Annotated in this window: 22 protein-coding genes and 1 pseudogene; 17 read left to right on the top strand and 6 right to left on the bottom strand. The window is 62.6% G+C overall.

The annotated features are described in order from the left end of the window. Positions 1-7 precede the first annotated feature (7 nt). Complete coding sequence (locus ACTDXD_RS14840) at positions 8-835, top strand: ABC transporter (RefSeq protein ID WP_440123092.1); 828 nt, start codon at positions 8-10, stop codon at positions 833-835. Positions 836-852: 17 nt separating this feature from the next. Here the strand turns inward: ACTDXD_RS14840 and ACTDXD_RS14835 are convergent, their stop codons facing one another. Continuing rightward, positions 853-1,656 carry a ribokinase gene (locus tag ACTDXD_RS14835; RefSeq protein WP_440123091.1) on the bottom strand — a complete coding sequence of 268 codons (804 nt, stop codon included), beginning with the start codon at positions 1,654-1,656 and terminating at the stop codon, positions 853-855. A gap of 67 nt (positions 1,657-1,723) precedes the next feature. Then, complete coding sequence (locus tag ACTDXD_RS14830; RefSeq protein WP_440123090.1) at positions 1,724-2,335, bottom strand: TetR/AcrR family transcriptional regulator; 612 nt, start codon at positions 2,333-2,335, stop codon at positions 1,724-1,726. A 139-nt stretch (positions 2,336-2,474) separates the two neighbouring features. Here ACTDXD_RS14830 and ACTDXD_RS14825 point away from each other — a divergent pair, with 139 nt between their 5' ends. Together ACTDXD_RS14825 and ACTDXD_RS14820 are read left to right on the top strand one after the other, a co-directional pair. Continuing rightward, positions 2,475-2,948, top strand: coding sequence for a general stress protein (locus ACTDXD_RS14825; RefSeq protein WP_440123089.1), 474 nt, complete (start codon positions 2,475-2,477; stop codon positions 2,946-2,948). A gap of 66 nt (positions 2,949-3,014) precedes the next feature. Beyond that, complete coding sequence (locus ACTDXD_RS14820) at positions 3,015-3,260, top strand: hypothetical protein (protein ID WP_440123088.1); 246 nt, start codon at positions 3,015-3,017, stop codon at positions 3,258-3,260. A 9-nt stretch (positions 3,261-3,269) separates the two neighbouring features. On the opposite strand, the gene ACTDXD_RS14815 is transcribed toward ACTDXD_RS14820, so the two are convergent. Beyond that, positions 3,270-3,893: a YdcF family protein gene (locus ACTDXD_RS14815; protein WP_440123087.1), complete on the bottom strand. Its 624-nt coding sequence runs from the start codon at positions 3,891-3,893 to the stop codon at positions 3,270-3,272. A 315-nt stretch (positions 3,894-4,208) separates the two neighbouring features. Here ACTDXD_RS14815 and ACTDXD_RS14810 point away from each other — a divergent pair, with 315 nt between their 5' ends. From ACTDXD_RS14810 to ACTDXD_RS14795, 4 genes are all read left to right on the top strand, one after another. Then, positions 4,209-4,616 (top strand): hypothetical protein, encoded by a 408-nt coding sequence (locus tag ACTDXD_RS14810; protein ID WP_440123086.1) that lies wholly within the window; start codon positions 4,209-4,211, stop codon positions 4,614-4,616. Positions 4,617-4,705: 89 nt separating this feature from the next. Continuing rightward, positions 4,706-5,086: a hypothetical protein gene (locus ACTDXD_RS14805; RefSeq protein WP_440123085.1), complete on the top strand. Its 381-nt coding sequence runs from the start codon at positions 4,706-4,708 to the stop codon at positions 5,084-5,086. A gap of 179 nt (positions 5,087-5,265) precedes the next feature. Then, the gene (locus tag ACTDXD_RS14800; protein WP_440123084.1) at positions 5,266-5,718 is read left to right on the top strand and encodes a HicB family toxin-antitoxin system; all 453 of its coding nucleotides are present in this window, start codon (positions 5,266-5,268) and stop codon (positions 5,716-5,718) included. Between the two features lie 1,499 nt (positions 5,719-7,217). Next, entirely contained in the window at positions 7,218-7,874 is a 657-nt protein-coding gene (locus ACTDXD_RS14795; RefSeq protein ID WP_440123083.1) for a TetR/AcrR family transcriptional regulator, read from the top strand. Here the strand turns inward: ACTDXD_RS14795 and ACTDXD_RS14790 are convergent. Next, positions 7,868-8,659: pseudogene (locus tag ACTDXD_RS14790) on the bottom strand (IS5 family transposase). The gene ACTDXD_RS14795 and the pseudogene ACTDXD_RS14790 sit on opposite strands and share 7 nt — an antisense overlap. A gap of 540 nt (positions 8,660-9,199) precedes the next feature. Here ACTDXD_RS14790 and ACTDXD_RS14785 point away from each other — a divergent pair. The 7 genes from ACTDXD_RS14785 (at position 9,200) to ACTDXD_RS14755 (ending at position 18,204) form a co-directional block, all read left to right on the top strand. Further along, positions 9,200-9,976, top strand: coding sequence for a carboxymuconolactone decarboxylase family protein (locus tag ACTDXD_RS14785; protein WP_440123082.1), 777 nt, complete (start codon positions 9,200-9,202; stop codon positions 9,974-9,976). A gap of 69 nt (positions 9,977-10,045) precedes the next feature. Beyond that, positions 10,046-10,879: a mycofactocin-coupled SDR family oxidoreductase gene (locus ACTDXD_RS14780; protein WP_440123081.1), complete on the top strand. Its 834-nt coding sequence runs from the start codon at positions 10,046-10,048 to the stop codon at positions 10,877-10,879. A gap of 33 nt (positions 10,880-10,912) precedes the next feature. Then, positions 10,913-12,424, top strand: coding sequence for an aldehyde dehydrogenase family protein (locus ACTDXD_RS14775; RefSeq protein ID WP_440123080.1), 1,512 nt, complete (start codon positions 10,913-10,915; stop codon positions 12,422-12,424). 47 nt (positions 12,425-12,471) lie between these two features. Then, entirely contained in the window at positions 12,472-12,672 is a 201-nt protein-coding gene (locus tag ACTDXD_RS14770) for a ferredoxin (RefSeq protein WP_440127655.1), read from the top strand. A 111-nt stretch (positions 12,673-12,783) separates the two neighbouring features. Further along, entirely contained in the window at positions 12,784-14,058 is a 1,275-nt protein-coding gene (locus ACTDXD_RS14765) for a cytochrome P450 (protein ID WP_440123079.1), read from the top strand. Positions 14,059-14,221: 163 nt separating this feature from the next. Beyond that, on the top strand, positions 14,222-15,061 hold the full coding sequence (locus ACTDXD_RS14760) for a mycofactocin-coupled SDR family oxidoreductase (protein ID WP_440123078.1): 840 nt from the start codon (positions 14,222-14,224) through the stop codon (positions 15,059-15,061). Positions 15,062-16,209: 1,148 nt separating this feature from the next. Continuing rightward, positions 16,210-18,204 carry a sensor histidine kinase gene (locus tag ACTDXD_RS14755; protein WP_440123077.1) on the top strand — a complete coding sequence of 665 codons (1,995 nt, stop codon included), beginning with the start codon at positions 16,210-16,212 and terminating at the stop codon, positions 18,202-18,204. A gap of 220 nt (positions 18,205-18,424) precedes the next feature. Here ACTDXD_RS14755 and ACTDXD_RS14750 read toward each other — a convergent pair whose 3' ends face one another. Beyond that, complete coding sequence (locus ACTDXD_RS14750) at positions 18,425-18,988, bottom strand: TetR/AcrR family transcriptional regulator (RefSeq protein ID WP_440123076.1); 564 nt, start codon at positions 18,986-18,988, stop codon at positions 18,425-18,427. Positions 18,989-19,082: 94 nt separating this feature from the next. Between ACTDXD_RS14750 and ACTDXD_RS14745 the strand changes: the two genes are divergently transcribed. The 3 genes from ACTDXD_RS14745 to ACTDXD_RS14735 all read left to right on the top strand — a co-directional run bounded on the left by ACTDXD_RS14745 (position 19,083) and on the right by ACTDXD_RS14735 (position 20,714). Beyond that, the gene (locus ACTDXD_RS14745; RefSeq protein WP_440123075.1) at positions 19,083-19,958 is read left to right on the top strand and encodes an NmrA family NAD(P)-binding protein; all 876 of its coding nucleotides are present in this window, start codon (positions 19,083-19,085) and stop codon (positions 19,956-19,958) included. 199 nt (positions 19,959-20,157) lie between these two features. Beyond that, positions 20,158-20,298: a hypothetical protein gene (locus ACTDXD_RS14740; RefSeq protein ID WP_440123074.1), complete on the top strand. Its 141-nt coding sequence runs from the start codon at positions 20,158-20,160 to the stop codon at positions 20,296-20,298. Beyond that, on the top strand, positions 20,298-20,714 hold the full coding sequence (locus ACTDXD_RS14735) for an SDR family NAD(P)-dependent oxidoreductase (protein WP_440123073.1): 417 nt from the start codon (positions 20,298-20,300) through the stop codon (positions 20,712-20,714). Before ACTDXD_RS14740 ends, ACTDXD_RS14735 begins: the two co-directional genes overlap by 1 nt. Before the next feature lie 252 nt (positions 20,715-20,966). On the opposite strand, the gene ACTDXD_RS14730 is transcribed toward ACTDXD_RS14735, so the two are convergent. Next, positions 20,967-22,349 carry an ABC transporter substrate-binding protein gene (locus tag ACTDXD_RS14730; protein WP_440123072.1) on the bottom strand — a complete coding sequence of 461 codons (1,383 nt, stop codon included), beginning with the start codon at positions 22,347-22,349 and terminating at the stop codon, positions 20,967-20,969. Between the last annotated feature and the right edge of the window lie 122 nt (positions 22,350-22,471).

Raw genomic sequence — 22,471 nt, 5'->3', positions numbered from 1 at the left:
TGAATTCATGAATTTGGGGTCCGTGCTCTCGGCACCGTTGCGAGTCGGCCTGGCCGCGGCAGATTCCGCTCTTCTCGTCGCCGAAACGGTCATCGGCACCATACGTGTCGCGGTGTCGCCGACGACCTATTCGGCTCTCGGCGCGGTCGGTCTGAGCGATAGTCGGGGCTCGCTCGGGTTGCTGCAGCAGGTGTCACGGTTGACCGCAGACGATCGAGGGCTCGGGCAGGCCCTGCGCCCCGGTGGGCCACTCGACCGGCTCCTCGCGACCGGCGGTCCGGTGGATCGGCTCACCGCCCCCGGCGGTCCACTCGAACGACTCCTCGAACCGGGAGGCGCACTCGACCGGATCACGGTTCCTGGTGGCCCACTCGACCGGGTTCTCGCCGACGACGGAGCCCTCGACCGGCTCCTGTCAGAGGGCGGGCTCCTCGACCGCATCACCGCGCCCGACGGCCCGCTCGAACGACTACTGGCGCAGGACGGCGCGGTCGAGCGCCTCACCGCGCCCGGCGGCCTGGTCGATACGGCGCTCCGCCCCGGCGGGGTCATGGAACGCGCACTCGCCGAAGGCGGCACGCTCGACGTACTGCTGTCCGAGCGTGGCGCCCTCGAACGCCTGCTCGCCGAAGGTGGCCCCCTCGATCAGATCGTGTCGCTGTCCGAGACCCTCGCGAGTCTCACGCCGGGCATCGTCCGGATGAACGAGAGTGTCGACACCCTGCAGGAAACTGTGGAATTGCTCCGCAGCGCGGTCGGGCCACTCGGCGATCTTGCAGGAAAGCTCCCCGGACGGTGGCTACGCAGCAGCAAGGGCGAACTGCTGCCGCCGTAACCGCCCGTCAGCGCTCGTCAGCGCTCCTCCCGGCGCAACCCCACGAGGTGTGCCGCGGCGGTGGCCGCCCGCATCGCAGCCTCGCGCAACGGCACCCCGGTGCCGAGCAGAGCCGCGAGCGTGCCTGCGAAATGGTCGCCTGCACCGGTCGTGTCGACCACGTCGACATCCGGTACCGGAATGTGTTCGACGCCGTCCGCCGTGCCGATCACCACGTCGTCGCCTCCTCGTGTCACCACAACGGAGGGGGCCATGCCCAGCAATCGCTCGACGATGACGTCGATGTGGGTGCCCGGGGCTTGTTGCGCGTAGTGCGCAGCCTCGTGCTCATTGACGACCAACGGGTCTGCTGCCCGAAGGATCTCCGGTTCGACCGGGGCCGTCGGGCTGGGATTGAACACGAACCTGCGCGCACGATCTCGCGCCCAGAGCGCCGCCGCGCGAGTCACCGACGGTGGCAACTCGAGCTGGGTGAGGACAACCGCCGGATCAAGGTCGTCCAGCGCCTCGGTGACATGCGCGGGGTCCAGGAGACCGTTCGCTCCTGCGATCACGATGATCCGGTTGCTCCCGTCCTCGGCGAGAACGACGATCGCGCGACCCGTCGCGGCGTCGAGTGCGGTCAGGTGCGACGTATCGACGCCCGCGGATCGCTGTGCGGCGCGCAGGACGTCTGCCGCATCGTCGTTGCCCACCGCCCCGACGATCGCGGTCGCGGCGAGCCGTGCGGCACCGATCGCCTGGTTGGCGCCCTTCCCGCCGGGATAGGTCGACAGACTCCGGCCGAGCACTGTCTCCCCATCGTCCGGGGCACGACTCACGAGTGCCGTAAGGTCCAGATTCAGAGATCCGACGACCGCCACGACACACTGCCGTGGCGTGCCGACGTCAGTCGGCGGCATTACCGGGTTCGAGCCCCGGGCACACCATGTGCACCACGTCGTCGGCCCAGGTCTCGTCGACCCGTCCATGCCGCAGGTATGCACCGAGGTACGAACCGACGAGTGTGGACACAGCGGTGTCGATGTCGAGGTCCGCTCGGAGCGCACCTGCATCGACAGCGGCGCGGAGCACTTCGGCCGCGACTTGGCTGCGACTGTTGATGATGTCGCGGAACGATTCGGTCAGATCCGGGTCCGCGTCGGTGAGGACCGCGCTGACGCTACCCATACCGATGTCGCTCGAGAGAGCCACGCGAAGCAGGTCGAGGGTCCACTTCACCCGGTCGTACACGCAGAGTCCGTCGGGTATGCGCGGCGCCGCGGACTGCGAATCGAGTGCGGCATCCAGTAGTTCGTCGCGGTTGGCGTACCGGCGATAGATGGTGGTCTTCGCGACACCGGACAACGCTGCGACGGACTCCACGGTGACCCGGTTCGGTCCGTGCTCGCGCAGGATCGCGAGTACCGCGCCCAGAATCCTCGCGTCCGTCCCGGCACGCGACTTGGCGGAACGTCGCGGCGATACGGACGCGGGTTCCACGTCGGCATCGACAACCATGTCCATCCCTTCTAGGGCGAGTGTTCCCCGCCAGTGCATCGAGTCTGCGGAAGATGACCCCCCGAAATCAAACACTACGAAACGATACGCTACGCTGAGCGTATCGTTTTGCCAATTTTTCAGATTTCAGGAGCTGCGCATGACAGAGATCTACGCACCCACTTCGGGATACAACTTCGATTCGGAGACGCTTCTCGAGAGCTATCGCACATACGACGCAGTGGAACGCGCGATCGACCATCTCTCCGACGAAGGCTTCGCCGTCGAGTACCTGAGGGTCGTGGGCCAGGGCGTCACCACCGTCGAACAGGTAGAAGGACGGATGACGACGGCGCGCTCGACCGCCAAAGGCGCAGGCGTTGGCGTATGGACAGGCCTGCTGTTCGGACTCCTGCTCGCCGTGTTCCTTCCGGCAAGCACCGTCGCCGGACCCATCCTCGTCGGCATTGCGTTCGGAGCTCTATGGGGCGGTGCACTCGGCTTCGTCGCCCACTACAGCACGGGCGGCAGGCGCGACTTCATCTCCCGCAAGAGCATCGAGGCGAGCCGATACGACCTGATGGTCGAAGAGGACTTCGCCGCCGAAGCTCGGGAGAAGCTCGCGCTGCGGTGAATCCATCGCCGTGCGAGTACGCGCTTTCACCCCGCCGAGCCCGCCTCGAGATGGCATGATCCGAATATGGCCGGTCCAGCGTCGAACTCCTCCCATCAGTTGTCGGTGGGTGCTGCCGTGATCGTAAGAGCCGGCGTCGCCGAGACGAGATCGACGCCCGGGAAGATCGTGGAGGATTACGGAACCTCGCAGCAGACCGTGGGCGACGACCTCGGACGCGACTGGGCCCCGATCCGACGGTGGGCGGTCGCGCTCGACAACGGGCGTCTCGTGTTCGTCGACGACGACGACCTGGAGATCGCTCCTGCCTGATCCCCGCACTCAGGCCGCGACGATCCCTGCCACCGGAATCCTGGCATCGACGGCCTGACGGAAATTGATCATCGCGCGCTCGAGATGATCCTTGTTGGTCACCAGCACAGCGCCCGTTGCGCGGCGCTCGAGCAGGACATTGTTGGTGAATCGCGCGTTCTCCACGGTGGAGGACGACTCGGATTCCTCGATGATCCGCTCGGGCGGAATACCCCGCGATACCAGCCACTCCTTCATGGCGCCTGCCTCGGTGGTGCCGTCACGCGGCACTCCCCCGGTGACGACGATAGGCGCTGTCGGATAGCGCTCCGCCGCGCGGAGGGCCGCTTCCAGCCGCTGCTCGAGCACGGGCTGAATCCTGCCGTCCTCGGTCAGGCCCGCTCCGAGAACGACGAGATGCGTACCGATCGGATTCAGATCGAGCATCACCGGAAAACGCGGAGTCAGCTCCTCCAACTCGGTGCAAGCGATGATCAACTCGTCGATCGTGCCCTGACAGAGCGGTGTGACCGACAGAATTCCGTTGACGATCGTGTCCACCGAAGGTGCTGCAGCTGCCTGCCCTGTCGAAAGTCCGAGCGTGGCTGTCGCTGCCACTGTCGCCGCGAGCACTGTCCGTCGCACACCACTCATACACGTCCACCTTCCAAGGAGCGGTCGGATTCCGGTTGGGCCGCACTGTGCCACATCCAGTGGGCCACGCGGGCATGGCACCCCTGCGATCGGGACCTGTCACCACACCCACAGGAAGATTTGAGGACCCCCGACAACGTGGCACGCCTGCTCGTGGGCGGGCGCCACCGCACAACGAGATCGACAGTGCGGCGCTCGTCAGAGGCGTGGACAAACCCGAACCGCATGTGCCAGAGTTTCGACCACAAATGAAAAGGCCCGCCGCGAGATTAGGCCCTCGCGACGGTCACTGTCCGACTAAAAGGGAGTCGAACAGTGACCGAGCATACCCATGTTCCCAGCACGGGTGGTATCCGTCGTGGGCCACGTCTGGCCGACAACTTCACCATCCTCTCCAACGCCCTCATCAACGATGAGCGCCTCAGTTTCCGTGCACGCGCAGTGCTGATCTGGCTTCTTTCCAAGCCCCACGACTGGAGTATTCGCTCCGACGCCATCGCCCGGCAGTCTCCACGCGAAGGCCGCGAAGCGATCCGCACCGCGATGCGCGAACTCGCCGAACACGGCTATCTCGTCCGCGAGAAGATCCAGGACGAGCGTGGCCGCTGGTCCACCATCCAGACCGTCTACGAAGACCCCAGACCGTCATGCCTCCGCCTCCCGTTCCGAAGCCCAGGAAATCGGATTCCGGTAAAGCGACCGACGGCGAACCGGGCGCTCTGACAAAGGACGGATCACCAAGGACCGAAACCGACAACGACGCCGCGCGGACAATCGAATCGACCGGAGACGACGCAGCAACCTCCACGTCGTTGTTGTCAGCGGCAGACTTTCTCGCCAGGAAGACTCGCGCGGTCGTCGACGAATCCTGCGCACTCTTCACCACGCTCGAATCGGCAACTCTCGCTGCGGGACTGCTCGCGTCGTACGCGCGCATCAAACCCGAGCAGAGGCGCGAGCTCACCGCGATGATCGAGCTGCACGGCATCGAAACGCTCGTCGCGGCGGCCACCCGCGCGCACCGGCCCGAGAACCCGACGATGCACGTCCACGGCTGGATCCGCCTGTGGAAGTCCTTGCCGGTCCGCCGCTCACGGCCTCGAACGAGTTCTTGCGGCAAGTGTGTGAACGGGTGGGTCGAGGACGACGAATACGAGATCGTCGGCCGCTGCGAGTGCCGACGTGCCGCGTGATGCGCGACGGGCGCCGAACTCGGTATCTCGATGCGCTGAGGTGTACACGCGCACCAACTTTCGCCTATGACGCTAGACTAAAAACAGTCTAGAAGGATGGACTGTACTGGCAAGCACCAGCCGTGACCCCGGGGATCCCCCTCACCCAACCCCTCACCAGAGCTCGAGGACAAGAACAGATGACGAACTACAAAGTCGAGGTGACCCGCGACGGCAAGTGGTGGATGGTCTCAATCCCTGCACTGGACGGACTCACCCAGGCTCGCCGTATCAGCGAAGCCGAACAGATGGCTCGCGAGTACATCGCAGTCACCACCGGCACTCGCATCGAGGACAACACCGTGACCATGCACCTTGATGTCGAGGGCGTCCCCGCCGGTGAGCGCGCCGACAGAATCCGCACCGACCGCGCCGAGGCTGCCCGCCTCGAGGCCCGCGCCCTTGCTGAAGCCAAGGCGCTCGCCCACGACCTGGCCGAACATGGCGTCCCCGTCCGCGATATCGACGCGATCCTCGGCGTCACCTTCCAACGAGCCAGCCAACTCGTGAACTCCAGACTCACAACGCCTGCGGTCGAATGCGCCCCGCCTCACGAATACGTTGAGGCACAGTGCGTCAGGGGGTCTGGATAGCAGAAAGGAGGGCTGCCCACCGCGCCCGCCGCGGGCAATTCCCCCTATCCGGAGTTGCGGCGCCCCCTATCCGAGACGCCGGCTGGCAGCGAGGGCGCCAGCCGTGCGACATTGGTTCATGAGCTTATCGGCGTTCCATGAAGAGTTGCCCCCACAGGGCGTCTCGTGAATGCCGGGCATGGCTCGATTCTTGATCTGACGGTCTGTTGTCCATACTTGTAGCCCAGCTTGGCGTTGATCAAGGTGCCGATGCATTGACACATGTGGCGGAACTGATGGCCCTCGGACGCTGGTGGGCTCGACCAGCAGCGTCCATCGCAAGTTCGTTCTGCCGCTGCCAGCGGGTAAATCGAATGCAATCTGAGAATCTGGACGCGTGGCCCACAAGGGTGGCCATACTGCACGTGACGGCCGGTCGGACTCGAGCACGACGGGCGGCATTTCGTCTGCCAAGAGATGCAGCCAAGGTCGGCGGGCTGGCGATCCAGGTTGACGAGATCGCCAAAAGTCCGTATGTCGATCCTTCGCAATCAGGCGCACCCACGTCGCGCCTCGACGTCGAGCCAAGCCACAAAACGGCTCTATTATCACTCAATCCTATTGGGCTGCAGTAGTTCTGGATGGCACCAAGATGCCGATAAGCTAGATTGTGTCAACCTAACTACTACATATACTGCATCGGATGTATCACTCCGCCCTCATATGCCTTCGGCATCCCCCAACTCAACAACCGAATCCTGCCCGGATACATCCGACATTTGGCGCGTCCCGTCGCTGACACTGAGTGACGTTTCCAGGTCGGCCTGCTGGCAAATTTCGTGCGGTATCTCACCCCCGGGAACGCACAGGTGGCGCACGCCTCTCGGAGTAGGCCGCGACGTCGTCATAGAAGTGTAAGCCTCAGGGTTGACCAGGTCGTAGGTAGCGCCGATGTGGTCTTCTGAGATAGCGGCGGCGTCGATCACTGCTGCTTGGTCGGCCCCGCCGACCGGAGCGAGTGCTCGAGAACAAGGTCGACGTCTTCCAGCCCGAAGGGACGCTCCTCGGGGTCGGAGAGGCTCACCACGCCAGCTGAGTCAGCACTATCGCGAGCGGCCATGACAGCCCGTGGATCTCACTCGCACGAAGGCGCTTTCCGACGACAGCGGGGAGACCAGAACATGATTTGTTGACCCCCTCGGTAGCACGACCGAACCCCGCGGGATGGTCATAGGCGGGCACCCGGAGCGGCATGCCCGGGTAGCGAACCGTTCCCACGTTCTCAGGCAAGCACACCAATGAGATGGCATCACCCATGCGGTGAGGGTGTCGAGGACGAGGCCGTCAAGATGACCGGTGTGCCCGTTGACGGGCCCCGCACCTCGTTCCATCGAGAGGGCCGATACAGTAGAGGCGACTGCAGTGGTTGGTTGATCAGCGTGAGGTGCCCGTAGCAGAGCGACGGTTCCCGTCGCTCCGGGGACGGTGGCATCCGCACCCACGTCGTGAATGGAGGGCGGATGAGTACATCGCGAAAGGTCGGTGGCAATGAGACGAACGCCCGCCATCGGCTCATGCAGGCAACCGCCGCAATCATGCTGGAAGAAGGATATGCTGCGGCAACATCACGCCGTGTGGCCTCCAAGGCAGGGGTGAAACAGGCCTTGGTCTATTACTATTTCCCCACGATGGACGACCTCTTCTTGGCCGTATTACGCTCCGGCACAGAGGTTTACTTGGAGCGTCAACGTCAGGCACTGGCGGAACCAGATCCATTGCGTGCCTTGTGGCGCATTAGTTCGGAGGCACACATCACCGGACTGAACACCGAATTCATGGCTCTTGCCAACCATCGAAAGGTTATCCAGGCCGAGCTCAAGGCATACATCGAACGAGTCCGCGATATCGAAACGACGGCGCTCACCGTCGCCCTGCGCGCAAACGGAGTCGACCTCACCGAGTTCCCACCAGTAGTGATGTCGATGTTCCGGAGCGCACTTGCGCGCGTCATGGTCGACGAGAAGGCCATCGGGGTCGATCTCGGCCACGACGAGGCGTTCCGTTTCATGGAACGCTACATCGACCGGTTCGATTCCCTCACTGCAACGTCCGGCACTGTACCGCCCGATTTGTCTTCCAATGATCCATCAGCGGAGCAGAACGCCACCGCTTACTGATCGTTGCAGAATGACGTCCGCAGCCTCCTCAAACAGATGATGCTGCACGCGAGTTCGAGCATGCCTTGATGCAGGTCCGCTCGTACCTCGGAACGGGTTCGTAGGCGCTTGAATTGGTGCAGGGAGGCGAAGGTTCGTTCGACGACCCAGCGCACCTTGCCGAGGCCGGATCCGTGCGCGTCCCCGCTGCATGAGATCTTCGGCGTGGCGCCCCTGGCGCGAAGCATATTTCGGTACTTGTCGTCGTCGTAGCCGCGGTCGCGAACAACCGGCGGCGCCGATTCTGCGGTCGACCGAGGCAACTGCGGATCGGTGGTACCGCTTCGATCAAAGGCATCAGCTGGGCGACATCGTGGTGGTTTCCGCCGGTCAACGACACCGCCAACGGGGTGCCGTGCCGTCGACGATCACGTGGTGCTTGCTGCCGGTACGGGCTCGATCGACCGGCGAGGGCCCAGCGTGAGCCCCCCTCTGAGGGCCCGCACGTGCGAGCCGTCGACGGCGACGTCGTCCATCTTGAGCAACCCGGCGGAGCGAAGCTCCGCGAGCAGTATCTCGTGCAGCCGCGGCCACACCCCGGCCTCGGTCCACTCCCGCAGCCTGCGCCAACAGGTCACGCTGCTACACCCGATCTTCCCTGCCGGGACGGCACGCCAGGCGACATTGGTCCGCAGAACGAACATGATGCCGGCCAACGCGACCCGGCCGTCGACCGGCTTGCGCCCAGGGAACCGGTACCGACGGGAAGATCTGGGCGGGAGCAGCGGATAGTGGCCGACGAGCATCGGTCTGCTGCACACGCCATCAGCGTCACAATGGACGTTCGGATATCGAGACGCGCCGTAGCGCACAGGACTCCTTGACATCCACATGACGTCTCGGGTCGACGGGACGGGATTCGCCACCCTCCTTCCTCTCCGAAGCTCGCCGATTCCTTCGATGACCGAAGAATACCGGGACTCGCGACGTTCCGGAAGAGAGGCCTGATCGATCGATCAGCTCAACTCGGGGTTCGACTGAGCACGCTTGAGTTCAAAAACAGCTCCGGAGCTCACTTGGGCCCAAGTAGCAAAATAACCTGAAGTCCAGCTCTCTTGGCCCTCAGCTCGACAATCCATCAAGTCTTGACTGTGTTCTGCATCTCATGTAAATCTATTCTCGATCTCGCATCCTGGTCGATCGATCAGCAACTTGATTGCTTCGCGACTATCACCGCAGAGCCGCATGTTCCCGCGTCACCGGGGATCGACGCGAGATCGGAAACTACAGAGTCGAGGCACCCTCCTCGCGGCTCTCACCCGACAACCAGGACAGGACCTCTTGACATGAGAGAAGCGTTGAGTAATGCACGTGCCGAGCGGATTTCAGGCGAGGTGATGTGGAGCGAGCCCGAGCGGCCGGGCACACCGTTCGAGCAGGCCTCGTTGGATTTTCTGTTCGGTGATGTATGGCAGCGCCCTGGACTGAGTCGAAGGAATCGGCGGTGGGTCACTCTCACGTGTGTTGCCGCGGCAGACGCGCCGGGGCCCATCGACGAGCATGTGTATGCCGCACTCGCCAGCGGCGACATCGACCTCGAGGCCATGCTCGAGTTCGTCCTGCACTTTGCGGTGTACTGCGGTTGGCCGAAGGCCTCCCACCTCGAAGGGGTCGTCGCCCGGCAGTGGGCTCGTATTCACCAGGAACGAGGCGTAGACCCAGATCCGTGGCCGAACCAGGACAACGGTGTCCTCGGTCCTTCCGACTGGGAGGACCGACTCGAGCGGGGAATACAGGAATTCATCGACGTCAACCTCACTCAAGCACCCAGTCCGACATCACCGTTCCGCCATGCCGGAATCCTGGGGTTCGTATTCGGACACGTGTGGCAGCGCCCGGGACTGACGCATGAAGAACGCCGGATCATCACCGTCGCGTCCGTTGCATTGAACGACTCTCCCAAACCGTTGCAGACCCACGTCAGTGCCGCTTTGCATTCGGGGGACATCGCCAAGGAAGAGATGGACGAGATCGTTCTGCAGTTTGCGGCGTACTACGGTTTCGCCAAAGGGGAAGCACTCCATGACGCTGCGGAAGCAGCTTGGGCGCAAGTCCCTGACTGATCTGTCCACTCCAACGGCCGATCGACATCGGTCGAAGCCGAACAGAAACCAATTGAAGGGAGACATCACGTGTCCAGAGGACTTGAAGGTCGGGTCGCGTTCATCACCGGCGCTGCGCGTGGCCAGGGTCGAGCGCACGCCGTGCGGCTCGCGCGTGAGGGTGTCGACGTCATCGGAATCGACATCTGCGAAGACATCGCATCATTGACGTATCCGAATGCCACCCGAGAAGACCTAGACGAGACCGTTCGATTGGTCGAAAAGGAAGGTCGGCGCATGGTCGGTCGAAAGGCCGATGTGAGAAAGTTCGACGAGGTCCAGTCGGCGTTCCAGGAGGGGTACGAACAGCTCGGTCGTGTCGACATCATCATCGCCAATGCCGGGATCATCCGGCTCGGGGAGGAATCGGACGATTTCCTTGCCGATTGGAACGACGTTATCGATACCAACCTCACCGGGGTGTTCCACACTGTTCGGGCTGCGCTTCCCGCGATGAGAGAAGCAGAACGTGGTGGTTCGATCGTGATCACCAGCTCAACCGCGGGTATCAAGGCTACCGGATCTCTGTTCGCAAGTGGCACAGCATATGCGGCAGCCAAGCGAGGTCTGGTAGCTCTCATGCAATCCTGGGCGAACTATCTTGCTCCGGAATGGATTCGGGTCAACACGATTCATCCGACGGGCGTCGCCAGCGGGATGACGATCAACGAAGCGATGCAAGCCATGATGGAGCAGGCGGCCGCCGGCGGAAGCAATTCGATCTCGGGCATGGAAAACGCACTGCCATTGCCGATGCTCGAACCCGACGACATCGCGGGTGCAGTCGCCTTCCTGGTGTCGGACGAGGCGAAGTTCATCACGGGAACCCAGTGGGCACTCGACGCCGGATTCTGCGTTCGCTGAGTACGAAAATCTGACGGAATGCCGAGGAGCATCATGGTTACGACCACCGACACGGCGACGACCGGCGAAAACGACCCGGCTGTTGATATCTCTCTACCTCGAGGCCTGCTCATCGGCGGCGATCTGCTCACGCAGTCTTCCGGGGGGACGCACGGCCATATTTATCCCGCAACCGGTCAGGTCAACGCGACAATCCCCCTGGCCGGCGCCACGGAGATCGATCAGGCGGTGACGGCGGGGTGGGAGGCGCATCGTGAGTGGATGTCGTTTCCTCCGGCACGACGTCGTGAGTTGTTGTTCGACGTTGCAGATGCGGTGCGGGAGAATCTATCGCAGTTTGCGCAGCTCAACACCCACGACTACGCGGTCCCGGTCTCCTACGCCGCCACCGCACCGCTGCTCGAGGAATTCCTGCGCCACTTCGCTGGCTATGTCGACAAGCCTCACGGCGCAAGTACGCCCGTGTCGGGTTCATTCGATATCAATCTGATCGAGCGCGAACCGTACGGTGTTGTGGGAGTCATAGCGCCCTGGAACGGCTCGCTGGTAGTCGCAGCAGCGTGTGTCGCGCCGGCGTTGGCCGCTGGTAATGCAGTGGTGCTGAAGCCATCCGAATTGGCACCGTTTGCCGCCATCCGTTTCGGTGAGTTGTGCTCGGAAGTCGGCCTGCCCGCTGGGCTGGTCAACGTGGTGCCGTCAGGTCCGGACGGCGGAGCCGCTCTGGTGCGTCATCCGGGGATCCGGAAGATCCATTTCACGGGTGGCACCGCCACTGCTCGGGAAGTCCTCCGAGAAGCGGCAACGAACTTGACTCCGGTCGTCGCAGAGCTCGGCGGGAAGTCGGCCGACATCGTCTTCGACGATGCAGATCTCGACCTCGCGACGGCGATATCGGCGCACCAGGGTCCTCTCATGCAATCCGGTCAGAGTTGCGCGTGTGCCAGCCGTATTCTTGTTCAGTCCTCGGTGTACGACGCCTTCGTCGAGAAGTTCGTCGCGACTGTCGGTGCAGCGAACATCGGTGATCCATTCGATCCAGCGGTGTCGTTCGGTCCGGTGATCAGTGAATCTGCCGCGGATCGTATTCTCGGCGAGATCGACCGTGCTGTGTCCGAGCGTGCCGGTGAACTCATTCTCGGAGGAAACAGAGTCGGTAGCGACAGAATCGGCGATCGACTTGCACAGGGGTACTACGTCGAACCCACGGTCTTCGCAGCGGTTGACAATGCTTCGCGTCTCGCCCGTACCGAGACGTTCGGTCCGGTTGTCTCCGTGATCAGGTTCGAGACTGAGGCCGACGCCGTGCGCATAGCCAACGACACGTCGTACGGCTTGAACGCCTTCGTGCACACGACCGATCTCGGTCGGACCCACCGTGTCGCACGCCAACTCGAGGCTGGTTCCGTATGGGTCAACCACTTCAGCGACATCTCTCCCCAGGGCCCCTACGGTGGATACAAGCAGAGCGGATTCGGTCGCACCGGCGGACTCGAAGGGCTCCACGAATTCCTTCAGGTCAAGAACATTCGCATTGCCATGCGATGAGCCCGCAGCCTCCACAAGTGAAAGTAGGACCAATGGTGACATCACCTTTGACGGTGTCTGTGGATCCCCACATGTGCGAAGCACACGCACTATGTACCGAGATCGCACCCGAGATCTTCACCCTGTCCGATGACGACGACATCGCAACGTGCGACGAGCACCCGTCGGAAGCATTACTACCCAAGGTCCGCGCCGCCGTCGACGCATGCCCACGGCAGGCAATCAGCTTCGGCACCGAGCAGTCCTGAACAGCAAGTTCCGTTTCCTCGACAGCAACCGATCGACACCACACCAATAGATGTACTGCCGAATGGTCGTCGGTATGAAACACCCGCCCCCTTTCGAAAGGTCCGCAGCCCATGACCGATCTCACGTCACTCGACTATTTCAGTGACGAGGCACTCTCTCAGAGTCCATTCGAGTACTTCGACCAGCTCAGAAGTCATAATCCGGTGTTTCGGGAGCCACACTACGGCGTGGTCGTCGTCACCGGGCACCGGGAGGTGACGGAAGCCTTCAGAAATTCCGAAGCGCTCTCTGCCGTCAATGCGATCGGAGGACCGTTTCCTCCGTTGCCGTTCGAGCCCGCAGGTGACGACATCACCGAACAGATCGAAGCGCATCGGCACCTGTTCCCGATCTTCGAGCACATGGTGACAATGGATCCGCCCGATCACACGCGTGCACGCTCGCTTCTGGGACGGATGCTTACTCCGAAACGCCTGCAGGAGAACGAGGAGTACATGTGGAAGTTGGCTGATCGCCAACTCGACGAATTCATAGATAACGGTCACTGCGAGTTTCTCGGAGAGTACGCCAAACCATTTGCCACACTTGTGATAACTGACCTGCTCGGTGTGCCCGAGCAGGATCGGGCAGAGTTCCGCGATCGACTCGCTGGCCAATCGCGTCCCAATGTCGGGTCCCTCGACCACACGCCGGTGGCCACCAACCCTCTCGAATACCTGGACGACATGTTCAGCGGCTACATCTCCGACCGTCGAAGTGAGCCCCGAGATGACATTCTCACTGGTCTGGCTACGGCCACCTATCCCGACGGATCGATTCCCTCGGTGAAGGAAGTGGTCCGGCCTGCTACGTTCCTGTTCGCTGCCGGTCAGGAGACGGTCACGAAACTCCTCAGCGCAGGGCTGCGGACATTGGGCGATCGACCCGAGTTCGAGCAGCGGCTTCGCGAGGACCGGAGCCTGATCCGGCCGTTCTTGGAGGAATCTCTGAGAATGGACAGCCCGACCAAGGTCGATTTTCGGCTGGCGCGCAAAACCACCACTATCGGCGATGTCGACATCCCGGCCGGGACTATCGTGATGTTGTGTCTCGGGGCAGCCAATCGCGATCCGCGTAAGTTCGATGACCCGAACGAATTCCAGCTGGGACGCAAGAACCTCCACGATCACGTGGCGTTCGGTCGAGGTCTGCACACATGCGCAGGCGCACCGCTTGCCCGCGTCGAGGCAAACGTGACCATGAATCGACTCCTGGACAGGACGCAGAGTTTCTCGATCAGTGAGTCCCATCACGGTCCGGCCGGCAATCGCCGATACACCTACGAATCATCTTTCCTTCTGCGAGGCCTTACAGAACTTCATATCGAGTTCACGCCGGTCGCATGACCGGTCGAGCGCTGCACGTGACCGATCGACGTACGCGGGATTTCTGCGACGCTTACAGAAATGGCTCGAACAACAGTGCCATTTGGTCACTCGTGCCACGAGTGACCTCAAAGGTGTGTCACATTCCGGCCGGTGCCGAATGTGCGACAAGTGAGGTGTAATCATGACAGGACGGGTAGAGGGAAAAGTCGCTTTCATTACGGGGGCTGCGCGAGGCCAGGGGCGCAGTCACGCCGTGAAGCTCGCGCAAGAGGGTGCAGACATCATCGCAGTAGATATCTGCAAACCGATCAGACCTGATACTTCGATTGCCCCTGCTCGGCCCGACGATCTTGCTGAGACGGCGAATCTCGTCAAAGCTCTCGGCCGGCGTATCGTCACGGCGGAAGTGGACGTGCGTGACTACGATGCGTTGAGGGCTGAAGTGGACGCCGGTGTCGAACAGTTGGGTCGGCTCGATATCATCGTGGCGAACGCGGGGATCGGCAACGGCGGTGAGACTCTGGATCGGACCGCGGAATCCGATTGGCAGGAAATGATCGACATCAACCTCTCAGGGGTGTGGAAATCGGTCAAAGCCGGAGTACCACACATTCTTTCGGGAGAACAGGGCGGATCGATCATATTGACGAGCTCGGTCGGAGGATTGAAGTCGCACGCACATATGGGTCCCTACATCGCCGCCAAACACGGCGTGGTCGGGCTGATGCGTTCGTTCGCCGTGGAATTGGGCCAGCACTTCGTCCGGGTCAATTCCGTACATCCTACGAATGTGAACTCGCCGATGTTCATGCATGAGGCGACGATGAAGATGTTCCGTCCTGACCTCGAGAATCCCGGACCAGAAGATCTCAAGGTAGCTGCGCAGACAATGCACGTACTGCCTATCGGGTGGGTCGAACCCGAGGACATCAGCAACGCGGTTCTTTTCCTGGCATCCAACGAATCGCGCTACGTCACAGGACTCCCACTTACCGTCGACGCGGGAAGCATGCTGAAATAGCGACCCGCTAGTTGTATGAGCTCATGACGTCGGGGTGGAATCGGCACGTGCTAGTAGCCGGTTTCCGGCGGTAGTGTGAGGTCGAGGGTAGTTGTAGTGGGCGTTCCAGACCGCGAGGGCCTCGGAGGGGTGTTGCTCTGAGGCCCATTCGCGGGTGTAGAGAAACCCCTCGGCAAGGATCCGGTTGTAGCGCGCACCTGCTGTTGCGCCACGGGTTGTAGGGGCGTATGAACTGGTGCCGCATTCAGGCCGGTGTCCGGTCGAGCACTGCCGAGCAGTAGCAGGAACTATTGTCGGCAATCACGCGGGTGAGCCTGACGATGCAGTGAGTGGCGAAGAACACTCGGTATGGTTGATGAAACCCACTGCCATAACCACCTTCTCGTTCGGAATAGCTTCGGTGTAGGGAAGACGTAGCCGGTGCGGGTACATCGTTTCTTACCACGAACGACGGTCATGGCGTGTTCACTGCCCCGACCGTGGATGCGTCAGCGCCATCACCAGCGATGTGGCCGGCCTTCTTGATGCCGACGTGCACCACGTGGCCGGGTTACCGCGCGACGATGGCGTTCGGGGCCGGGCCGTTCTCGGCGCCCTTCAGGTCGAGGAAGCGCCGTCGGTTGATGCCCAACCACGCCTGCCATCGGCCGACGGTCGAAACCGACACCTGATCCCCCGCGGCGGCGAGTTCGGTGGCTATGCGGCGAGCGAACCATTTCTTGCTCCGACGTAGCGATCATGGCCACCATCGGCGATCACCCGGGGGCCTCGGTGGGCGGTACACCGCGGAACGATTGATGAAACCCTATGGTTTACAGGGAATATCACGGGCTAAGGGGCGGACGGCCGCGCTAAGTAAGGGGGCTAAGACTCCACGACCTCAACCCATTAGGGACAGCCCCCGTTCGAGCGTGGTCCTTCGTCAGCGACGTCGATGTGATATCCACCTGGGATTCTGCCGCTTCGATACATACGGGTATGCACATAGGTGTTATTCGAATGCGGCAGCCCCCTTGTTCGGTGCCTGCGGCCGTTCCTAACCTGACTCTCTGACAATCTCTAAATCAGTTTCGGCATCGACGTTTTCGTGCATATCGCCGTTTTCCAAATCCGGCAGCACCCAAAGCTCGAAAGGAATCGATCCTGCCATGAGCCGAGCAGCCCGACTGTTCCGGGCCTTTTCGCCGCAGCACTGGCGCCTACGGCGGAAGGTCGCCGTGCTGCTCTGCCTGCCGGTGATCGCGGCAACCCTGTTCGGTGCGTCCCGGGTCAACCAACTGGTCGAGGAGTCCCGACACTACGCCGTTCAGTCCGAGCAGATGGCCGTCCTCCCAGCGCTCACCGAGTTCAGCACAAGCGTCGCGGGCGCTGTTGCTGCGACGGTCCTGTCGCTCCCACCGGAGCCAGGCGTGGAGACCGCCACGCAAGCCGACATTGCGATCGTCGAGTTGCTGCAGAACAGCGATCTCGAACCTCAGGTTGCGGCAGCCCTGGCGAGGGTTCTCGAAGAGGGCAGGAAACTGCTGGCCAGCGCCCAGACAGGGCAAATGGGCTCCCTTGCCGCCGGTGAACTCGTCAAGGAGTTCGTCGCCCGCACGACCAACGTCTACCGCATTATCATCAACCTTACGGCGAACCCCACGGTGCTGTCCGAAGGCGCCACCCTCCTCGATAGTTGGACAATCCAGTGGGTGTTGCTCGATCAGGCCATCGCGTTCGCTGCTTTGCGAGACGACCCCACGTCTGCGTTGCTCATGTGGTCCACTGCGATGGGTACCGAACTCGCCGAGCTGCGCGTGCTCGCTGATACGCTTCCCGATCGTGCACCCGTGGACGCGCTCATCGCCGACGTCCAGAACCGATCCGCTCTGACGGCCAATCTCGATGACGCAGCCGCAGACGTCGGAGCTCTACGCGACTCCCTGTTCACCGCGCTGGTCCGGTACCGGGAATTCGTCGACGCGTCAGCACGAAATATCACCACTACCCTCGATGACCTCGCATCCCAGGCCCGCGCGGAATCGTGGCGCGACGGCATAGCAGTCGTCACCATCCTCGGACTCGCGGTTGCCCTCGCGGTCGCCATGTCGGTCTCGCTCGTCCGGCCACTGCGACGGCTGCGCGACGACACACTGCGCGCCGCCGAACACGAACTGCCCGAGGCGATCATCCGCATCCGTGAGGGTGGTGACATCGACTCGGTGGTGCTTCCGCCGGTCCGGGCGAACCCCGTCGAAGAGGTTGGCCAGGTCGCTCGCGCCGTGGACATGATGAAGTTCGAAGCTCTACGCCTCGCCGGTGAACAGGCGCACCTACGGCGGCAGGTCAACGAGATGCTCGAAACCCTCGCGCGGCGCAACAAAACCCTCGTCGAGCAGCAGCTTTCGCTGATCGAATCGCTCGAGTTCGAGGAAAAGGATCCCGCCCGCCTACAAAGCCTGTTCGCACTTGATCACCTGGCTGCCCGGATGCGCCGCACCGGCGACTCCCTGCTCGTGCTCGCCGGAACCTGGAAGCGTCACGGCCGTATGCCCGACACACCGCTCGGCGACGTGCTACGCGGGGCCGTATCCCAGGTGGAGAGCTACGAGCGGGTGCACATAGGGGCGATGCCGGCAGGAAACCTCGTTGGCAGCGCTGTCGCCGATGTTGCCCACCTCGTCGCGGAGCTTATCGACAACGCCCTGCGCGCCTCACCACCGAACACCACGGTCAGGTTCGCGTTCTCCGGCGCGGTCGATGGCGGGATGCTCCTCGAAATAACCGACCAGGGTATAGGCATTCCCGCCCATGACCTCAACGAGCTGAACGAGCGTCTGACCGCAGACGGCGAGACCACCAGCGTCGCGACTCATCGCATGGGATTGTTCGTCGTAGGCCGACTGGCCGAACGACACGGCATCGCCGTTCGACTGCGTCCGACGTTCGATTCGGAAAGAAACAATGGGATCACGGTCAGTGTGTATCTACCTGCGAAACTACTTTCCGGTACAACTACCTCGCCTGAGCCCTACTTTATCGACCGGCCACGCCGACTGCGCAGGGACGACCGTGAACCACCGCCCAGCAAGGAGCCGCCGAACGGCATCCGAACATCCGTCCGCACCGCCCAGAACAGTCATCACAATGGCACCAGTCCGTAGTATCGACATCGAGGGTGCATCACCGTGACTCGCCCGAGCCGGAGTCGTCACCGAATCATGACCCCTGTTTGAACAACCTCACGCACGAACGAGCTTGTTCGAAACCATCGAAGTCGACGAACCTCCGCGTATCCGGCGACGGCCACACGAAGGTCCGTCGTGTGTGATCGGGACGTGACGGTGTCGGGTCCCGGACGCCTTTCGGCAGTGGTGAGCACCCCTACGAAGACCTCCGCAGGCCGTCGTACAGGAGGCCTGTGAGTCGGTCGCACTGCGCTCTGGCTTCGGGTGAGTCTTCGAGGTCCCACAGCCCGCACAGTGCGAGCAAGATGTCATCTGCACTGAGGTCTGCTCTGATCGCTCCCTCTCCGTGTCCGGCGGCAAGAAGGCTGGCGAGGGCATCGGCGGTCGTGCGATAGACCTCATCACTCACAGGCTCGGTGGCGGACACCCGGAACGCGCGTCCCATTCCTGGGCGAGTGAGACCGTACCGGCCCATCTCGCTCAGCCACTGCCGCAGCGCTTCGACCGGCGGCGCGGTGGCCAGCAAGTCGCTGGCGCGTGCGCTGTGGTCGATCGCGTCCTGATGAGAAATGGCCAGCAGCAGTGACTCTCGGGTCGGGAAGTGGCGGTACAAGGTTGCGATGCTCACCCCGGCGTCCCGGGCGACCTGTTCGAGGGAGAGTTCCCCTCCCCCGGTACCCGCGAGGGGTGCAGCCGCGGCGAGCAGCTTGGCCCTGTTGCGCTGAGCGTCGGCCCGCGGAGCGCGAGCGGCTGTAGGCATACGCCCTCCTTAAACGTAGGGTCCTACGGTTATGCTATCTACTTAAACGTAGGGCCCTACGATAACGCGCTTGCGCCTTCAGGAAGGACACTCCGTGCCCAAGATCGCAGTCACCGGCGCCACCGGAAACCTCGGCGGCCTCGTCATCGACAACCTCATCTCCTCGGGCATCGCGCCGAGCGGCGTCATCCCCTTGGTCCGTTCGGCCGAGAAGGGTGAGCGGTTCGCCACTCAGGGCATGTCGCCACGGGTGGCCAGCTACGACGATCAGGAAGGCTTCGCCAAGGCCATCGACGGGATCGACAAGCTCGTCCTGATCTCCCCGCCGTCGCTGGACAACGCCGTTCGTCTACACCAACTTCACGGCGCGGTCATGGCCGCTCACAGGGCGGAGTTGACTCAGTTGGCGTGGGTGAGCCTGTCCGATCCCGAGGAGCGCCCCTTCGGCCTGGAAGACGTCGACCTTGCCATCGAGCACTCGATCCGGGCAGCGGGTATACCGTTCACGTTCCTGCGCAATTCTGTGTATTTTGACGAGCTCGGTCCAGAACTGGCGGTCGCGGCGGACTCCGGAGAACTGCTGTCTGCCACCCAGAACCACACGATGAACTGGGCGCCGCGGGCCGACCAGGCAGCAGCGATCGCCGCAGCCGTCACCTCGGAGGGACACATCGGCGCGACCTACAACCTCGTCAGCCCCGAGCCGTACACCTACGACGACCTCGCGGCCCTGCTCAGCCTGGCCTGTGGTCGGAATATCGTCCACCGGACCGCACCCGAACCGGAGGTCGTCGCAGCACTCACCGCAGGCGGAATGGACCACGCACAGGACGTGGTCGACTACTTTCAGGGCGCGATCGCCACCGGCAAGTGCCACACGACCGGCAGCGACATAGAACTTCTCTCCGGACGTTCCGGCCGCCCCACCGCCGAGTACATCAACACCCTGATTAAACGAGCCTCGCTATAGCGCTGACCTGAAAACACACGAAAGCACGGGCTATGCACATCGCCAACCAGACCGCCCTCGTCACCGGCGACCGCGGCATCGGTCGCCAGTTCGTTCTCGAGCTGCTCGAACGTGGCGCGAGCAAGATCTACGCTCCGGCTCGTCGCCCGAGACTGTCGACTTCGACGACAGCAGGGTCGTGCCGTTCTGTCCGGACCTCTTGGACCAGGAATCGATCAACGCGGTCGCCCAGACCGCCAGCGATGTGATCTTCCTGGTCAACAACGCGGGAATCTCTACCGGCGCCTCGCTCATTGCAGGTGACCTGGGCGACGTACGCAAAGAGATGGACGCCCACTAGTGGGCACTCTCGGGGTGATTCGAGCGTTCGCACCCGTCCTGGCGACCGACGGGCGTGGAGATATCGTGAACGCCCTGTTCGCGCTGTCGTGGTTCGCCACCGCCGGCACCGGCGCCTACGCCGCCGCGAAGTCCGCTACCTGGAACATGACCAACGGTGTGCGGCTCGAACTCGCGCCCCAGGGCACCCACGTGCAGAGTGTCCTCTTCGGCGTCGCCGCGACCGACCTGGCCACGGACGGCTACACGGGTCCGATGATTGACGCGCGCGAAGTCCCCCGTCGAACCTTCGACGGACTGGCCTCAGGCGCGATCGTGTTGGTCGTGGACGAGACGACCGCATGGGTGAAGCAGGCCCTCGCCGGCGACCGCGCGGAGCTCTACACCCAGATCACAGACAAGCTCGGTGTGAGCTGAGGCAGGTCATGCTCGAGAGTGGTTGCTGGGAGTGTCCTCGCAGCTGAACGAGAGGTGTCTTCCCCGCAGGATTCGATGCATCTTAGACACCGGGCATAGGTAGATGCCCTCGTCGATCAGGTAGGCGTACATTTCGAGCGGAGCCTGCTCGCAACGCGGGCCCGGGTTTCCCCTGTCAAGGACTGCCTCCGTTGGGCCCGCGTCACGCACTACCGATTGAGCGTGTCGGTGAAATTCAACCGATGATGCTGATCAACCGATCCAAAGTTCCTCAGGCAAAGGCGAGGCGAGCGTGTACAACTCGACACCATGCACATCGGTGCCATACATGACTGAAGGAACTGCACGGACGTACCAGATACCCGGGACGGACTCGACCAGGCGTTCCTGCACGGTGTCGTATGCATCCTTCCGCTCCTCGAAGGACTCGCTCACGCGGCCGGCGTCGAGCGCTGCATCGAGCTCGGGGTCGTTGGTGCCATTGAAGTTGCCGGGTGACTGCGAGTGCAGCGCTGTCCACAACGCGAAGTCGGGATCCTGGACGACCGCGGCCGTGATGATCATGTCGAAGTCTCCGGTTACGAGCCGCGTGGTGGCTGTTGCCGCGTCGAGCATCGCAATATCCACATCGACATTGTCGTATGCCCTCAATTGTGCCTGCACTCCTTCAGCGACGGCCTTGGCGTCTGTCGTCGGGAAGGAGGTGAAGGTGAAACGAACCTGCTTGCCTTCCGCAGCCAGCTCGTCGAACAGTCGCTGGGCTTCCTCGGGGTCCGACTCCTGGATAGGGATGTCACTGAAGAAGGGCGACTCCTCTGGGAAGAGGGTCTCCGGGACTTCGCCTTCCCCGTTGTAGACAATCGTATTGAGCGCGTCGAGGTCCAGAGCCAAGCTGATAGCTCGGCGGGCTCGTACATCGTCGAAGGGTGCGCGGCGGTAGTTCATTCCGATGTTCTGGCCTCCTCCGGTGGGCACGATTTCTGTTTGGAGGCCCGCGGCTTCTGCCTGGCGGATGTTGGCGATGGTGGACTCCAGCGACAGATCGGCGGCGCCGGTGATCATCGCGTTCATACGCTGGTTGGTGTCGTGGACGCCCTTGATCGTGAGGCTCTCGAGATACGGCTTGGGCGCGTCCCAGTAGTCCGGGTTCTTCTGAAGCTCGATAGCATCTTGGCGCGTCCAGCTGACCAGTGTGAACGGTCCGGCACCGACAGGATTCTCATCGAACGCTTGCCGCCCCTTCTCCAATGCGGTCGGCGACGCGATCCAGTTCAACGCGCCCGCCACGAGCGACTCCGCGAAATGCGGGTTGGGAGCCACCAGGGTGACCTTCAGATTCGTAGCATCAACGACCTCTGTGTCGGCCACCTGGACTGCTTGCCTGGTCGATGTCGAGCCGAGAGAGGGATCGCGTAGTCGATCCCAGTTGAATTTGACCGCTGCGGCGTCGAGTGGGGTGCCATCGGTGAACGTCAGGTCGGGCCGAAGCGCAAGGTTGTACGTGGTTCCTCCGTCGATGGACGCGAAGTCGGTGGCCATCTTGTATTCGATCTCGAACGTCTCGGTGTCGTTGATCATCAACGTCCCATACAGTGCATTACCCAACGCTGCGTGGAACGCGTAGACATTGGACATCGACGCTGGGTCCAGGGACGGGGGTTCGGCATGCTGCAGAATCGTTGCGGAGCCACCAGCCACAGGGCTGCCCTCCCCCCGTCCGGGTTCACTGCTTGCGGTGTTATCTCCACAGGCTGCGA

This window comes from Rhodococcus sp. SJ-3 (assembly GCF_051918125.1).
Lineage (GTDB): Bacteria > Actinomycetota > Actinomycetes > Mycobacteriales > Mycobacteriaceae > Rhodococcus.
This window is presented reverse-complemented; position numbering and strand designations above follow the sequence as displayed.